Origin of the sequence: Pseudomonas zhanjiangensis (assembly GCF_041027545.1) — a bacterium.
GTDB classification, from domain to species: Bacteria; Pseudomonadota; Gammaproteobacteria; order Pseudomonadales; family Pseudomonadaceae; genus Aquipseudomonas; species Aquipseudomonas zhanjiangensis.
Genome location: NZ_JBFTEG010000004.1, coordinates 140,565 through 154,903, shown reverse-complemented (window position 1 = coordinate 154,903; position 14,339 = coordinate 140,565). Strand labels below are relative to the sequence as shown.

Annotated in this window: 15 protein-coding genes; 10 read left to right on the top strand and 5 right to left on the bottom strand. The window is 66.9% G+C overall.

Going from position 1 to position 14,339, the window contains the following annotated elements; translation table 11 throughout:
- Positions 1–60 precede the first annotated feature (60 nt).
- From ftsY to AB5S05_RS07665, 5 genes are all read left to right on the top strand, one after another.
- On the top strand, positions 61–1,518 hold the full coding sequence (ftsY, locus tag AB5S05_RS07685; protein WP_369286914.1) for a signal recognition particle-docking protein FtsY: 1,458 nt from the start codon (positions 61–63) through the stop codon (positions 1,516–1,518).
- Positions 1,515–2,183: a cell division ATP-binding protein FtsE gene (ftsE, locus tag AB5S05_RS07680; protein WP_369286913.1), complete on the top strand. Its 669-nt coding sequence runs from the start codon at positions 1,515–1,517 to the stop codon at positions 2,181–2,183. Before ftsY ends, ftsE begins: the two co-directional genes overlap by 4 nt.
- Positions 2,183–3,199, top strand: a complete 1,017-nt coding sequence (ftsX, locus tag AB5S05_RS07675) for a permease-like cell division protein FtsX (RefSeq protein WP_369286912.1) — start codon at positions 2,183–2,185, stop codon at positions 3,197–3,199. Before ftsE ends, ftsX begins: the two co-directional genes overlap by 1 nt.
- 111 nt (positions 3,200–3,310) lie before the next feature.
- Positions 3,311–4,165, top strand: a complete 855-nt coding sequence (rpoH, locus tag AB5S05_RS07670; protein WP_369286911.1) for an RNA polymerase sigma factor RpoH — start codon at positions 3,311–3,313, stop codon at positions 4,163–4,165.
- A gap of 58 nt (positions 4,166–4,223) precedes the next feature.
- Positions 4,224–4,835: a hypothetical protein gene (locus tag AB5S05_RS07665; RefSeq protein WP_369286910.1), complete on the top strand. Its 612-nt coding sequence runs from the start codon at positions 4,224–4,226 to the stop codon at positions 4,833–4,835.
- A gap of 8 nt (positions 4,836–4,843) precedes the next feature.
- Here AB5S05_RS07665 and mtgA read toward each other — a convergent pair whose 3' ends face one another.
- Complete coding sequence (gene mtgA, locus AB5S05_RS07660) at positions 4,844–5,578, bottom strand: monofunctional biosynthetic peptidoglycan transglycosylase (protein ID WP_369286909.1); 735 nt, start codon at positions 5,576–5,578, stop codon at positions 4,844–4,846.
- Positions 5,579–5,646: 68 nt separating this feature from the next.
- On the opposite strand from mtgA, the gene AB5S05_RS07655 reads away from it, so the two are divergent.
- From AB5S05_RS07655 to AB5S05_RS07635, 5 genes are all read left to right on the top strand, one after another.
- Positions 5,647–6,024, top strand: coding sequence for a DUF423 domain-containing protein (locus AB5S05_RS07655; protein WP_369286908.1), 378 nt, complete (start codon positions 5,647–5,649; stop codon positions 6,022–6,024).
- 119 nt (positions 6,025–6,143) lie between these two features.
- Positions 6,144–6,344: a sulfur carrier protein ThiS gene (thiS, locus tag AB5S05_RS07650; RefSeq protein ID WP_369286907.1), complete on the top strand. Its 201-nt coding sequence runs from the start codon at positions 6,144–6,146 to the stop codon at positions 6,342–6,344.
- A gap of 46 nt (positions 6,345–6,390) precedes the next feature.
- Complete coding sequence (locus AB5S05_RS07645) at positions 6,391–7,185, top strand: thiazole synthase (protein WP_369286906.1); 795 nt, start codon at positions 6,391–6,393, stop codon at positions 7,183–7,185.
- A gap of 175 nt (positions 7,186–7,360) precedes the next feature.
- Positions 7,361–8,032, top strand: coding sequence for a tRNA (guanosine(46)-N7)-methyltransferase TrmB (trmB, locus tag AB5S05_RS07640; RefSeq protein ID WP_369287027.1), 672 nt, complete (start codon positions 7,361–7,363; stop codon positions 8,030–8,032).
- A gap of 186 nt (positions 8,033–8,218) precedes the next feature.
- Positions 8,219–9,562, top strand: coding sequence for a DUF1329 domain-containing protein (locus AB5S05_RS07635; RefSeq protein WP_369286905.1), 1,344 nt, complete (start codon positions 8,219–8,221; stop codon positions 9,560–9,562).
- A 219-nt stretch (positions 9,563–9,781) separates the two neighbouring features.
- Here the strand turns inward: AB5S05_RS07635 and AB5S05_RS07630 are convergent, their stop codons facing one another.
- The 4 genes from AB5S05_RS07630 to AB5S05_RS07615 form a co-directional block, all read right to left on the bottom strand.
- Positions 9,782–10,153 carry a RidA family protein gene (locus tag AB5S05_RS07630; protein WP_369286904.1) on the bottom strand — a complete coding sequence of 124 codons (372 nt, stop codon included), beginning with the start codon at positions 10,151–10,153 and terminating at the stop codon, positions 9,782–9,784.
- Positions 10,154–10,225: 72 nt separating this feature from the next.
- On the bottom strand, positions 10,226–11,788 hold the full coding sequence (locus AB5S05_RS07625; RefSeq protein ID WP_369286903.1) for a BCCT family transporter: 1,563 nt from the start codon (positions 11,786–11,788) through the stop codon (positions 10,226–10,228).
- A gap of 47 nt (positions 11,789–11,835) precedes the next feature.
- Entirely contained in the window at positions 11,836–12,825 is a 990-nt protein-coding gene (locus AB5S05_RS07620) for a membrane dipeptidase (RefSeq protein WP_369286902.1), read from the bottom strand.
- A gap of 11 nt (positions 12,826–12,836) precedes the next feature.
- Positions 12,837–14,279 (bottom strand): aldehyde dehydrogenase family protein, encoded by a 1,443-nt coding sequence (locus AB5S05_RS07615; protein ID WP_369286901.1) that lies wholly within the window; start codon positions 14,277–14,279, stop codon positions 12,837–12,839.
- Positions 14,280–14,339 lie beyond the last annotated feature (60 nt).

The window sequence follows — 14,339 nt, the reverse complement described above, 5'->3', positions numbered from 1 at the left end:
CGAAGCCGATTATCCAGACCCGCTTGCCGGCGCGTCGCTCCTTTGAGATAGCCGTCCTCCATGTTTGGTTCCAACGACGACAAGAAAGCCCCCGTAACGCCTTCTGCCGAGAAAAAAGCAGCGGAGAAGAAGGACCTGTTTGGCTGGTTTCGCAAGAAGCCGCAACAGCCCGCCGGTGGCGAATCCACTGCGCCGACGGCCGAGCCTGCGGAACCTGCTCCGGCCGCCGAAGCGCCCGCTCCCCAGCCGACCGCGCCAGCAGCCCATGGCGAAGCGGCCGACGTGGAACCGGCTGCCGAGCCTGTCGCGCCGTCCCGGCCTTCGCGCTTTCGCATCAATGCCGGCAGCGAGGTGCTGCATGCGCCGGTGCAGGCGCCGCCGGTCGAGCCGCCTGCTGCGCCAGAGTCGGGCGCCGCTGCGTCGGGCGCCGTCGCGTCGAGCGCCGCTGCGTCGGGCGCCGTCGCGTCGAGCGCCGCTGCGTCGGGCGCCGCTGCGCAGGCTGCCCCGTCATCGGCTGCCGCAGCATCGGCTGCCGCAGCACCCTCTGCCGTAGCGCCGGTCGAGCAGGCCAAGCCAGGCGACAACCAGGGCGGCTGGTTCGCCCGCCTCAAACAGGGCCTGTCGAAGACCAGCGCCAGCCTCGGCGAGGGCATGGCCAGCCTGTTCCTCGGCAAGAAGGCCATCGACGACGACCTGCTCGACGAGATCGAGACCCGCCTGCTGACCGCCGACGTCGGCGTCGAGGCGACGACCGCGATCATTCAGAGCCTGACCCAGAAGGTCGCACGCAAGCAGCTGACCGACAGCGGCGCGCTCTACACCGCCTTGCAGCAGGAGCTCACCGCGCTGCTCAAGCCGGTCGAGCAGCCGCTGCGCATCGATTCGAGCAAGCAGCCCTATGTGATCCTGGTGGTCGGGGTGAACGGTGCCGGCAAGACCACCACCATCGGCAAACTGGCGTGCAGGCTGCAGCAGGAAGGCAAGAAGGTCATGCTGGCGGCCGGCGATACCTTTCGCGCCGCCGCGGTGGAGCAGTTGCAGGTGTGGGGCGAGCGCAACCAGATTGCGGTGATCGCCCAGCACACCGGTGCCGACTCCGCCTCGGTGATCTTCGATGCGGTGCAGGCCGCCAAGGCCCGCGGCATGGATGTGCTGATCGCCGACACGGCGGGGCGCCTGCACACCAAGGACAACCTGATGGAAGAGCTGAAGAAGGTCCGCCGGGTGATCGGCAAGCTCGACGACACGGCGCCGCACGAGGTGCTGCTGGTGCTGGACGCCGGCACCGGGCAGAACGCCATCAGCCAGGCCAAGCAGTTCAACCAGACGGTCAACCTGACCGGCCTGGCCCTGACCAAGCTCGATGGTACCGCCAAGGGCGGGGTGATTTTCGCCCTGGCCAAGCAGTTCGGCCTGCCGATCCGCTACATTGGTGTCGGCGAGGGTATCGACGACCTGCGTACGTTCGAGGCCGAACCCTTCGTCCAGGCATTGTTTCAGCAGCGGGAGCGGGGATGATCCGATTCGAGCAGGTCGGTAAACGTTACCCCAACGGTCACGTCGGACTGCACGAGCTGAGTTTTCGCGTGCGTCGCGGCGAGTTTCTGTTCGTCACCGGGCATTCCGGCGCAGGCAAGAGCACCCTGCTGCGCCTGATCCTGGCGATGGAGCGACCTACCAGCGGCAAGCTGCTGCTGGCCGGCCAGGACCTGGCGCAGATCACCAATGCGCAGATTCCCTTCCTGCGTAGGCAGATCGGCGTGGTGTTTCAGAACCATCAGTTGCTGTTCGACCGCAGCGTGTTTGACAACGTCGCCCTGCCGCTGCAGATCCTCGGCCTGTCCAAGCCGGAGATCGGCAAGCGGGTCGCTTCGGCCCTGGAGCGCGTGGCCCTGGCAGACAAGGCCGAGCTGTTCCCCGGCGACCTGTCCACCGGCCAGCAGCAACGGGTCGGCATCGCCCGCGCCATCGTCCATCGTCCGGCTCTGCTGCTGGCCGATGAGCCCACTGGCAACCTCGATCCGCGCCTGGCGGCGGAGATCATGGGGGTCTTCGAGGACATCAACCGCCTCGGCACCAGCGTGCTGATCGCCAGTCACGACCTGGCCCTGATCGCCCGCATGCGCCATCGCATGCTGACCCTGCAGCGTGGCCGCCTGATCGGCGACGGGGAGGCCGTCTGATGAGCGCCACCCGCATGCCGCCACCTCAGCCAGCCCAGCGCGTCGGCGCCGCGCAAAAGCAGTCCGAGGCGAACACACCGGATGACACCCAGGATTTCCGCGCTCAGCTGCAGGCCTGGCTGGAGAGCCACCGTGCCAGCCTGGTCGACAGCCTGCGCCGGCTGGGCAAACAGCCGATCGGCAGTTTCTTCACCTGCCTGGTGATGGCCGTGGCCCTGAGCCTGCCCATGGGCCTGGCCCTGCTGCTGGATAACGTCGAGCGTCTGGGTGGCACCTGGCAGCGCGCCGCACAGATTTCCCTGTTCCTCCAGATCGAGGCCGACGAGGCTCAGGGGCAAGGCCTGCGCGAGCTGATCGCGGCGATGGACGACGTCGCCGAGGCCGAATGGATCAGCCGCGAACAAGCCCTGGCCGAGTTCCAGCAGCAGTCGGGGCTGGGCGAGGCGCTCAAGGAACTGCCGGACAATCCGCTGCCTGGGGTGGTGCTGGTCACGCCCAAGGAAGTCGACAAGGCCGCGCTGGAGGCCCTGCGTCTGCGCCTGGCCGACCTGCCCGGCGTGCAGCAGGTGCAGCTCGACCTGCTCTGGGTCGAGCGCCTGACGGCGATCCTCGGCCTGGGCGACCGCTTCGTCTTCGGCCTGACCCTGCTGCTGGTGATGGCGTTGCTGCTGGTGATCGGCAATACCATTCGCCTGCATATCGAAAACCGGCGCACCGAGATCGAGGTGATCAAGCTGGTTGGCGGTACCGACAGCTACGTGCGCCGGCCCTTCCTCTATATGGGTGCGCTCTACGGTTTCGGCGCCGGCCTGCTGGCCTGGCTGGTGCTGGCCTTCGGGCTGGACTGGCTGGATGGCGCGGTGGTGCGCCTGGCCGGGCTCTACGGCAGCGACTTCGCCCTGGGCGGGGTGCCGAGCGCCGACGGCCTGTCGCTGCTGCTCGGTGCGGTGCTGCTCGGCTATATCGGCGCCTGGCTGGCGGTCGCCCGTCACCTGCGCGAACTGGCGCCCAAGTAGTAACCCATTGTTTTTGTTGATATTGACTATCTGTAACGGAACTTGTATACGCGTTCCATGTCCTATCGGGCAGTGCTACACTTCGGTCGTTTCGTGAGTCGGAGGATTCCAATGTCCACTTCTTTGCAACCTGTTCATGCCCTAGTCCCCGGCGCCAATCTGGAGGCTTACGTGCACGCGGTCAACAGCATCCCGCTGCTGAGCCCGGAGCAGGAGCGCGAGCTGGCCGAGAGCCTCTTCTATCAGCAGGATCTCGAGGCCGCGCGGCAGATGGTGCTGGCCCACTTGCGCTTCGTGGTGCATATCGCCCGCAGCTACTCCGGCTACGGTCTGGCCCAGGCCGACCTGATCCAGGAAGGCAATGTCGGCCTGATGAAGGCGGTCAAGCGCTTCAACCCGGAAATGGGCGTGCGCCTGGTGTCCTTCGCCGTGCACTGGATCCGCGCCGAGATTCACGAGTTCATCCTGCGCAACTGGCGCATCGTCAAGGTGGCGACCACCAAGGCCCAGCGCAAGTTGTTCTTCAACCTGCGCAGCCAGAAGAAACGTTTGGCCTGGCTGAACAACGACGAGGTGCATGCCGTGGCCGAGAGTCTGGGCGTGGAGCCGCGTGAGGTGCGCGAGATGGAGAGCCGCCTGACCGGCCACGACACCTCCTTCGACCCGGCCAGCGATGCCGATGACGACAGCGCTTTCCAGTCTCCGGCCCAGTACCTGGAAGACCATCGCTACGACCCGGCGCGCCAGCTGGAAGATGCCGACTGGAGCGACAACGCCACCAGCAACCTGCATGAGGCCCTGGAAGGGCTCGACGAGCGTAGCCGCGACATCCTCTACCAGCGCTGGCTGGCCGAGGAGAAGGCCACGCTGCACGACCTGGCGGCCAAGTACAACGTCTCTGCCGAGCGCATCCGCCAGCTCGAGAAGAACGCCATGAACAAGCTCAAGGGCTCGATCGCCGCCTGAGCCCACCTTCGAGAAAAGCCGCACCCGGGTGCGGCTTTTTTCTGCCTGGAGAAAAACCATGAAGATGCCACCGCTGCGCGCGCAGCACTGGCTGGTATTCGCCGCCGTGGCGCTGCTGTTCTTCGCCTGGGGCGCCTGGCTGACGCGCCCGCCACAACCGGCCGAGCCGCTTCCCGGGTGGGACACGCTGCAGGCCGAGGTGCTGGCGCCGCTGGCCGACGATCGCCTGAGCCTGGCCGCGCTGAGCGCCCGGGTCGATGGCGAGCTGTGGCTGCAGCCGCGCCTGGATCGGCCGCGGCTGCTCTATCGCGGCGAGTGGCAGGCGGACGGCAGGCCCTGGTCGCTGGAGGCCGAGGTGGCGTTGAGCCAGGAGGAGCGAGACAGCCTGATGGCCGCGTCTGGACTGAGCGCCCGGGACGATGAGCAGCCACTCGGTGGCCAGCTGCTGGCCCCCTTGGGCGGTCACGCCGTGGTCGAGCTGACCCTCAGGCCGCAGCAAGATGTGTCCGCCGAGCGCCTGGCGGCCAGCCTGGGCCAACCGCGCCTGCGCCTGCAGCTGAGCGAGGGCCAGGCCTGGGTCTACCCGGAGGCGGGCCTGACCCTGCACCTGGAGGACGAGCGTCTGCACCTGTTGCATGGCGTGCCGCGTCGAGCGCTACAGCGCCGTTGATTGCTGACTCAGGCCCTGAGCCAGCGCGGCCACCAGCGCGGGCGCGCGGCTTGCAGCTGGTTGAGGTAATGGCTGCCGCCGAGTTGCCACATCTGCTGGCGAATCCAGGCGGCGCGGCGGCTGACGTGGCTGCTCGGTCGGCTGGCGCTCCATTGCCGGGGGTTGGGCAGCACCGCGGCCAGCAGACTGGCCTGCTGGCGTGACAGGTAGGGCGCGCCGACACCGAAGTGATGGCGCGCGGCGGCCTCGGCGCCGAACACGCCGTTGCCCCATTCGGCGCTGTTGAGGTAGACCTCGAGAATTCGCTGTTTCGGCCAGAGCAGCTCGATCAGCCCGGTGAACCAGACCTCGATGCCCTTGCGCAGCCAGCTGCGGCCGGACCAGAGGAACAGGTTCTTGGCCACCTGCTGGCTCAGGGTGCTGGCGCCACGCACCGAGCCGCCCTGCAGGTTGTGGCGCAGCGCCGACTGGATCGCCGCAATGTCGAAGCCCCAGTGCAAGGCGAACTTCTGGTCCTCGGCCGCGATTACCGCCAGCTTCAGGTCATCCGGCAGTTCGTCCCAGGCGCGCCAGCTGCGCTGCAGGTCGATCGGCTTGCCGTCGATCCAGGACTCGATCTTGCGCTCGACCATCAGGGTCGTGCCCGGGGTCGGCAGCCAGCGAAACAGCAGCACCAGCAAGGCCGTGGCGGCCATGAAATAGAGCAGCAGTTTCAGCAGTTGGCGGCGTAGGGAGCGGAGCATGCAGACTTGGCCGGGACAGTGGAGGTGGGTCATTATACTGGCCGCCTTCCCCCTGTCTGGAGTGATGCATGGCGCGTCTGTGGTTATTGCTGTCCGCCTGCGCCGGTTTCACCGGTGTGGCCCTCGGCGCCTTCGCCGCCCATGGCCTGAAGCGCCGGTTGGCCGCCGACGCCCTGGCGGTGTTCCACACCGGCAGCCAGTATCAGCTGATCCATGCCCTGGCCCTGTTCGGCGTCGCTCTGCTGGCGCTGCAGGCGCCGAGTCGCCTGGTCAACCTGGCCGGCGGCCTGTTCGCCCTGGGCATCCTGCTGTTCTCCGGCAGCCTGTACCTGCTGAGCCTCAGCGGGGTGCGGGCGCTCGGCATGATAACGCCCTTCGGTGGTCTGGCCTTTCTCGCCGGCTGGCTCTGCCTGGGGTTGGCGGCCTGGCACCTGGCCGAGCGTTGAGCCAGGTGGCGGCCTGACCCGTGGGTCAGGTTGTTGGACGAATGGTGCGCCGGCGGTCTTGGTGATCCCCGGCGATCGGGCTAGAATGCCCGCCCCCCTTCAGTTGGGACCGCTTGCCCATGCACATTCAGTTGAACGGTGAACCCTTCGAACTGGCCGACGGCCAGACCGTCGCCGACCTGATCGGCCGTCTCGAGCTGACTGGGCGCCGCGTGGCGGTCGAACTCAATCAGGACATAGTGCCGCGCAGCCAGCACGCCACCACCGCGCTGCGCGACGGCGACCAGGTCGAAGTGGTGCACGCCATCGGTGGCGGCTGACGCCACTTCGCCCCCGCCAGCCCGTCCACGTCATGAGGAGTCTCCGATGAGCCACGTTCGCAGCGACAAGCCCTTTACCCTTGCCGGTCGCACCTACAGTTCGCGCCTGCTGGTCGGCACCGGCAAATACAAGGATCTCGACGAGACCCGCGCGGCCATCGAGGCCTCCGGCGCCGAGATCGTCACGGTGGCGGTGCGCCGCACCAACATCGGCCAGAACCCCGGCGAGCCGAACCTGCTCGACGTGATCAGCCCGGAGCGCTATACCATCCTGCCGAACACCGCCGGCTGCTACGACGCCGCCGAGGCGGTGCGCACCTGCCGCCTGGCCCGCGAGCTGCTGGATGGCCACAAGCTGGTCAAGCTGGAGGTGCTGGCCGACCAGAAGACCCTGTTCCCCAACGTGATCGAGACCCTCAAGGCCGCCGAAGTGCTGGTCAAGGACGGCTTCGACGTGATGGTGTATACCAGCGACGACCCGATCATCGCCCGCCAGCTGGCCGAGATGGGCTGCATCGCGGTGATGCCGCTGGCCGGTTTGATCGGCACCGGCCTGGGCATCTGCAACCCCTACAACCTGCGCATCATCCTCGAGGAAGCCACGGTGCCGGTGCTGGTCGATGCCGGTGTCGGCACCGCCTCCGACGCCACCATCGCCATGGAGCTGGGCTGCGAGGCGGTGCTGATGAACAGCGCCATCGCCCACGCGCAGAACCCGGTGCTGATGGCCGAGGCCATGAAATACGCGATCGAGGCCGGTCGTCTGGCCTACCTGGCCGGACGCATGCCGAAGAAGCTGTATGCCAGCGCTTCCTCGCCGCTGGAAGGCCTGATCCGCTGAAGCGCGGCATGATCTGCTGCGCCTCGGCCATATGGCGTTAAAAACGATCTGGCTGTAGCTCGCCAGATCCCCAAGCGCGTTGTGCCCTCAAGGCAGACCCAAGAACCACCGATTTGAAGAGCCCCCGATGACCGATCCGCACCAACCCTCGGCCGCCGCCGAGGCGCAGCGTCACCTGCGCACCATCAAGAGCTTCGTCATGCGCGCCGGGCGCATGACCGAGGGCCAGCAACGCGGCCTCGACCAGGGCTGGCCGAAGTTCGGCCTGGAACTGCAGGACGGCCTCCAGGACTTCGACGCGGTATTCGGTCGCAGCGCCCCGCGCACCTTCGAGATCGGTTTCGGTATGGGCCACTCCCTGCTGGAGATGGCCGCCGCCGCCCCGGAGCAGGACTTCATCGGCGTCGAGGTACACAAGCCGGGTGTCGGTGCGCTGCTCAACGGCCTGATGACGCAGAATCTCGGCAACGTGCGGGTCTACAGCTGCGATGCCCTGGAGGTGCTGCGCCACTGCGTGGCCGACGCCAGCCTCGACCGTCTGCTGCTGTTCTTCCCCGACCCCTGGCACAAGGCGCGTCACCACAAGCGGCGGATCGTCCAGCCGGCCTTCGCCGAACTGGTGCGGCAGAAACTCAAGGTCGGCGGCGTGCTGCACATGGCCACCGATTGGCAGCCCTATGCCGAGCACATGCTCGAGGTCATGAGCGCGGCGCCGGGTTACCAGAACCTGGCCGCCGACAACCAGTACGTACCGCGCCCGCAAGAGCGTCCGAGCACCAAGTTCGAGCGGCGCGGCGAGCGCCTCGGCCATGGCGTCTGGGACCTGAAGTTCCAGCGCAGCGCCTGATTACCCATTCGCCAGGCTTTCGGCGCCGAGCCCATCGGCGCCACCCAGGACGACATCACTAGATCGGGACCACCCGACGCCAGGACGGCTCCTCACCGAAACAGCGGCATCAATAGAGCCCCACCGACCTCGGTGCGGGTAGAAAAAACAGCGGTGCACAATGTCATACGCTGTGAGGAGGAGGCTGTGTCGAGAAAACTTTCAATTCTGCTGTTGGCTGCCCTGGCGCTGCCGGTTCAGGCCAAGGTCGACGAGACCCAGGCGGCGCGCCTCGGTCAGGATCTCACCCCGCTGGGCGGCGAGCGCGCCGGCAATGCCGCTGGCACCATCCCCAGCTGGCAGGGTGGCCTGGCCCAGCCTTCGGCCAGTTACCGGCCGGGCATGCACCATCCCGACCCCTATGCCGGCGATGCACCGCTGTACCGGGTCGACAGCCGCAACCTCGAGCAGTACCGGGCCCAGTTGCCGGCGGGTACCCAGGCGTTGCTGGCGAACAACCCGGACTACCATCTGAACGTCTACCCGACCCGGCGCAGCGCCGCGGCGCCGCAGCGCATCTATGACGCCACCCGCTTCAACGCGCTGCGTGCCGAGCTGATCTCCGGCGGCAACGGCGTCGCGGGCGTCGCCGCGGGCATTCCCTTCCCGCTGCCCGAGGACGGGCTGCAGGCCATCTGGAACCACATCATGCGTTACCGTGGCGACCAGATCAGCATGCACACCAACCAGGCGGCGGTGCTCGCCAATGGCGCCTACAACCTTATCAAGCTGGAGCGCGACGTCTACTTCCTCTACGGGCGTGACGGCGTCAGCCCGCAGGACCTGGACAACACCCTGTTCTACTACAGGTACAAGGTGGTGGCGCCGTCCAAGCTGGCCGGTTCGGCGCTGGTGGTGCAGGAAACCCTCGACCAGGTCCTGGCCATCCGCAAGGCCTGGCGCTTCAACCGCGGCGAGCGCCGCGTGCGCCGCCTGCCGATGCTCGCCTACGACAGCCTGCAGCCGGACACCAACGGCCTGGCCACCGCCGACGTGGTCGATGCCTACAACGGCGCGCCGGACCGCTACCAGTGGCAGCTGCTCGGCAAGCGCGAGATGCTGGTGCCCTACAACAGCTATGCGGTGCACCAGCAGGGCATCCCCTACGAGCGGATCCTCCAGCGCAAGACCCTCAACCCCGAGCTGCTGCGCTACGAGCTGCACCGTGTGTGGGTGATCGAGGCCGACCTGCGCAAGGGCTTCAGCCATCCCTATGCCAAGCGCCGCTTCTACCTGGACGAGGACAGCTGGCAGATCCTCGCCGTCGACCTCTACGACAAGAGCGGCGAGCTCAGCGGCCTGCAGGAAAGCCACCCGATCAGCTACTACGAGGTGCCGATGTTCGGCAGCACCCTGGAGACCCTGTATGACCTCAAGGGCGAGCGCTACTTCGTCGACGGCCTGGACAACAACGAGCCGATGTACGACTTCAATGCCGAGCTGAGTCCGCGCGACTTCACCCCCGGGGCGCTGCGTCGAGGCGGCAACTGAGTCGACTGAACGAATGCAAGAAGCCGCCCTATCGGGCGGCTTTTTTCTGGGTGCCTGGTGGCGGCGGCCGGGACGCCAGCGCTTGTGGCGCTGGGCCCCTGGCGCGCAAGAAGGTGAGGGCTGGCCCGTTCGGCATGGTGGCCGCACGAGCGGGTGAGCGCTTGGGCGCTCGACGCGCCGGCCGGTTGTGCCGAGCCGGCGCGTTAGCCGCTGAGCGGATCAGGCGGCGGCGTACACCACCAGCTCCACCAGCATCTCCTCGCGGGCCAGGCCGGCGATGACCAGGGCCGCGCGATTGGGGTAGGGCGCCTCGAAATACTCGGCATAGACCGCATTGACCGTGGCCAGGTAGCTGCGGTCGGTGACGTAGATCAGCACCTGGGTCACCGCGTCCAGGCCCAGGCCCGCGCATTCTAGCGTGTGCTTGAGGTTGTCCAGGGTCTGCCTTGCCTGCGCCTCGATGCCGCCGGGCACCACCTGGCCCTGGGCGTCGATAGGGATCTGCGCGGTGTACAGGGTGCTGTTGCCGATCACCGCCCACTCCAGCGGGGCCTTGGACGGGAACAGCTGGGTTTTCACGGCCTGCTTCATGGCCTGCTCCTGTTTTGGGGGAATAAAAAGGAGGGAGGCGGCGGCTGCCGCGCTCCCTCAAAGTGGTGGGGATCAGAGTTGCTGTTCGTCGGCCATGCGCCGGGCGATCTGCGGGGCGTTCCACAGCGCCGGCAGCAGCACCAGGGACACCGGCACGGCGGTGATCACGATGAACGACTGCAGTGCGCTGATGCCGCCCGAACCGATGGAGATCAGCAGCGCGGCGACCACGCCCATCATCACGCCCCAGAAGATGCGAACCTCGGTGCGCGGGTGGTCGGTGCCGGTCATCACCATGGAGATGCAGTAGGTCATGGAGTCGCCGGTGGTGGTGACGAAGATCACCGTGAGGATCAGGAACAGCACCGAGATCAGGTAGCCCCAGGGCAGCTGCGCGGTGATCGCCAGCAGGGCGCCGGGCAGGTTGAAGCCGGCGAAGGCTTCGGACACCGAGCCGGGGTTGCTCAGTTCGAAGGCCAGGCCGCTGCCGCCGACGATGGTGAACCAGAAGCAGGTGATCAGCGGCGCGACTATCGAGATCATCAGCACCAGTTCACGGATGGTGCGGCCACGGGAGATGCGCGCGACGAACATCGCCATCAGCGGGCCGTAGCCGAGGAACCAGCCCCAGAAGAACACCGTCCACCAGTCCAGCCAGGCCGGATCGGCGCGGAAGGTGGCCATGGGGATGAACTTGTCCAGGTAGATGCCCATGGCCTGCAGGTAGGCGTCGAAGATGAAGGCGGTCGGACCGAACAGCAGGATGAACAGCATCAGCACCACCGCCAGCACCACGTTGAGCTGGCTGAGGATCTTGATCCCGCGGTTGACTCCGGACACGGCGGACAGGGTGTAGACCCCGACCAGCAGGCAGATGATGGTCAGCTGGGTGCCATAGTCGTTGCTGATGCCGAACAGCTTGTCCAGGCCGAAGCTCACCTGCAGGCCGAGGAAGCCGATCGGGCCGATGGTGCCGGCCACTACCGCGAGTACGCAGCAGGCGTCGATGAGGGCGCCGAGCCAGCCGCGCATGACGCGCTCGCCGAGCAGCGGATAGAGCAGGGTGCGCGGCTTGAGCGGCAGGCCCTTCTCGTAGTGCAGGTGCATCAGGACGATGCCGCTGAGGCTGCCGAGGATCGCCCAGGCGAGGAAGCCCCAGTGCATGAAGGCCTGCGCCAGCGCGTTGTAGGCCGCCTGCGGGGTGCCGGTGTCACCACCGAACAGCGGCGGCGGCGAGAGGAAGTGGGCCATCGGCTCGGCCGCGGCCCAGAACACGCCGCCACCGGCGAGCAGGGTGCACATGATGATCGAGACCCAGGTGTAGGTCGGCATCTCCGGGCTGGCCAAAGCGCCCAGGCGCACCCGGCCGGTACGGCCTATGGCCAGCACCAGGCCGATGCCGAAGGTCAGCAGCAACAGCACCTGCCAGTAGGCGCCGAACAGCTTGGTCGACCAGGCGAAGGCGCCGTTGACCCACTGGGTCATCGACTCGATGTCCCACAGAGCGAGGGCGGCGAACAGCAGGATGAAGCCGCCGCTGATGAGGAACACCGGGACATCCACTTCGTGCAGCAGCTTGCTCTTGTAGCTCATGGCTGGACTCCCCGGATGGGTCGCCGAGTGCGTGCTATTCATTACAGCCTCCTGACAAGGATCTTGTACTTGTTGGTTGTTCAGGGCAGTTATTGGGCGGGCTTGAGGCCCTGCTCCAGGGTGTTGAGCCAGTTCAGGCCCATGACCTTGGCCGTGTCTTCGGCGCTGAAACCGCGCTGCAACAGGCCTTGGGTGATGTTGGGGAAGTCGCGGCTGTCGCCGAACCAGCCCAGCGGCTTGGGCCAGTCGGCATTGCTCGCCGAGCCCTCGCCGTAGTCGACCTGCTTCGACCAGCGGCCGCTGCGCATCCATTCCAGCACCGACTGTGGCTGGTTCTGGCACAGGTCGGTGCCGATGCCGATGTGGTCGATGCCCATCAGGTCGGCGGTGCGCGCGACCATGTCGCAGAACTGCTCCAGGGTGCAGTCCGAGCCGTTGCGCAGGTGGAAGGGGTAGAGGCTGAAGCCGAGCAGGCCGCCGGAACGGCCCAGCTCGCGCAGCACCGCCTCCGACTTGTTGCGTTTGGCCGGGTGGAAGAAGCCCGGGTTGGCGTGGGAGATGATGATCGGCCGGCTCGACAGCTCGATGGCCTCCAGGGTGCTGCGCTCGGCGCTGTGCGACATGTCGATGAGCATGCCGACCCGGTTCATTTCGGCAATGGCCTGCTTGCCGAAGCGGGTGATGCCGCTGTCGCTGCCCTCGTAGCAACCGGTGGCCAGCAGGCTCTGGTTGTTGTAGGTCAGCTGCATGATCAGCAGGTTGAGCTGGCGGAACACCTCGATCAGGGCGATATCGTCCTCGATCGGCGAGCAGTTCTGCGCGCCGAAGAACACCCCGACCTTGCCCAGCTGCTTGGCCCGGCGGATGTCGGCGGCACCGGCCACCGGCATGATCAGGTCGCCGTGCTGCTCGAAGCGGCGGTTCCACTCGCCCAGGCGGCTCAGGGTTTCGCGGGCGTTCTCGTGGTAGACCAGGGTCGCGTGCACCGCACTGACCCCGCCCTCGCGCAGCTGGTTGAAGATCTCGCGGTCCCAGTTGGAGTACTGCAGGCCGTCGATCACGATCAGGTCGTCATGCATGGCGCGCCTCCTCAGGCCCGGATGTAGCTGGTCTTGACCACGGTGTAGAACTCGCGGGCGTACTGGCCCTGCTCGCGCGGACCGAAGCTGGAGTTCTTGCGGCCGCCGAACGGCACGTGGTAATCGGTGCCGGCAGTCGGCAGGTTGACCATCACGCAGCCGGTCTTGGCCCGGCGCTTGAAGTCGCTGGCGTATTTCAGCGACTGGGTCATGATCCCGGCGGTCAGGCCGAAGTCGGTGTCGTTGAGGGTGGCCAGGGCCTGTTCGTAGTCGTCGACCTTGATCACGCAGGCGATCGGGCCGAACACCTCGTCGCGGTTGATCTGCATGTCATTGCGGGTGTCGACGAACAACGCCGGGCGCATGTAGAAGCCCTCGTACTCCTCCTCGATGCGCTCGCCGCCACAGACCAGGCGGGCGCCTTCGGCTTTGGCCTGCTCGATGTAGCGCAGGTTCTGTTCCAGCTGCTTGCCGTCGATCACCGCGCCTATCTGCACGCCTTCGCGCAGCGGGTAGCCGACCTTGAGCTGGCCCATGCGCTCGACTAGGGCGGCGACGAAACGGTCGTGCACCCCGGCGCTGACGATCAGCCGCGAGGAGGCGGTGCATTTCTGCCCGGTGCCGAAGAAGGCGCCGTTCAGCGCACACTCCACGGCCTGGTCGAGGTCGGCGTCGTCGAGCACGATCAGGGCGTTCTTGCTGCCCATCTCCAGCTGGCAACGCACGAAGTTGGCGGCGGTGGCGCTGGCCACCTTGCGCCCGGTCTCCACCGAGCCGGTGAAGCTCAGGGCATTGATCTTGTTGGAGTGGATCAGCGCGTCGCCGACCGTGGCGCCGCTGCCCATCACCAGGTTGAAGGTGCCGGCCGGCAGGCCCTGGCGGGCGATGATCTCGGTCAGCGCCCAGGCGCTGGCCGGTACCGCGTTGGCCGGCTTGAACACCACGGCGTTGCCGAAGGCCAGGGCCGGGGCGATCTTCCAGGCGGCGGTGGCCATGGGGAAGTTCCACGGGGTGATGATGGCGACCACGCCCACCGGCTCGCGGCGGGTCTCGATCTCCACGCCCGGGCGTACCGAGTCGGCGGTCTCGCCCATCTGGCGCAGCACTTCGGCGGCGTAATACTGGAAGAACTGGCCGGAACGATAGACCTCGCCCATGCCCTCGGCGAGGGTCTTGCCCTCTTCGCGGGCCAGCTGCTCGCCCAGCTCGGCCTTGCGGGCGATCAGCTCGTCGCCGATGGCCATCAGCACCTGGTAGCGCTGCTCCAGGCCGCTGCCCTGCCACTGCGCCTGGCCGGCGATGGCCGCGGTGATGGCCTGCTCGACCTGCTCGGCGCTGGCCTGGGCGTAATGGCCCAGCACGTCCTGGACGTTGGCGGGGCTGACATTGGCCACGGTGCTGGAGCCTGCGACCCACTCACCCTGGATATAGTTGCTGAAGATTTCGCCGGACATATGCACCTCCTCTCATGCGTTGATCGAATGGTAGGCGCCGTTCTAAATAAACTAAAATCA

What these genes read in the sequence shown, in the direction of transcription:
- thiS (WP_369286907.1), top strand. Translation starts at nt 6,144, where the DNA reads ATGCACATTCAGTTGAACGGTGAACCCTTCGAACTGGCCGACGGCCAG.
- ftsE (WP_369286913.1), top strand. Translation starts at nt 1,515, where the DNA reads ATGATCCGATTCGAGCAGGTCGGTAAACGTTACCCCAACGGTCACGTC.
- ftsY (WP_369286914.1), top strand. Translation starts at nt 61, where the DNA reads ATGTTTGGTTCCAACGACGACAAGAAAGCCCCCGTAACGCCTTCTGCC.
- rpoH (WP_369286911.1), top strand. Translation starts at nt 3,311, where the DNA reads ATGTCCACTTCTTTGCAACCTGTTCATGCCCTAGTCCCCGGCGCCAAT.
- AB5S05_RS07620 (WP_369286902.1), bottom strand. Translation starts at nt 12,825, where the DNA reads ATGCATGACGACCTGATCGTGATCGACGGCCTGCAGTACTCCAACTGG.
- AB5S05_RS07625 (WP_369286903.1), bottom strand. Translation starts at nt 11,788, where the DNA reads ATGAATAGCACGCACTCGGCGACCCATCCGGGGAGTCCAGCCATGAGC.
- mtgA (WP_369286909.1), bottom strand. Translation starts at nt 5,578, where the DNA reads ATGCTCCGCTCCCTACGCCGCCAACTGCTGAAACTGCTGCTCTATTTC.
- AB5S05_RS07645 (WP_369286906.1), top strand. Translation starts at nt 6,391, where the DNA reads ATGAGCCACGTTCGCAGCGACAAGCCCTTTACCCTTGCCGGTCGCACC.
- ftsX (WP_369286912.1), top strand. Translation starts at nt 2,183, where the DNA reads ATGAGCGCCACCCGCATGCCGCCACCTCAGCCAGCCCAGCGCGTCGGC.
- AB5S05_RS07615 (WP_369286901.1), bottom strand. Translation starts at nt 14,279, where the DNA reads ATGTCCGGCGAAATCTTCAGCAACTATATCCAGGGTGAGTGGGTCGCA.
- AB5S05_RS07665 (WP_369286910.1), top strand. Translation starts at nt 4,224, where the DNA reads ATGAAGATGCCACCGCTGCGCGCGCAGCACTGGCTGGTATTCGCCGCC.
- AB5S05_RS07655 (WP_369286908.1), top strand. Translation starts at nt 5,647, where the DNA reads ATGGCGCGTCTGTGGTTATTGCTGTCCGCCTGCGCCGGTTTCACCGGT.
- AB5S05_RS07630 (WP_369286904.1), bottom strand. Translation starts at nt 10,153, where the DNA reads ATGAAGCAGGCCGTGAAAACCCAGCTGTTCCCGTCCAAGGCCCCGCTG.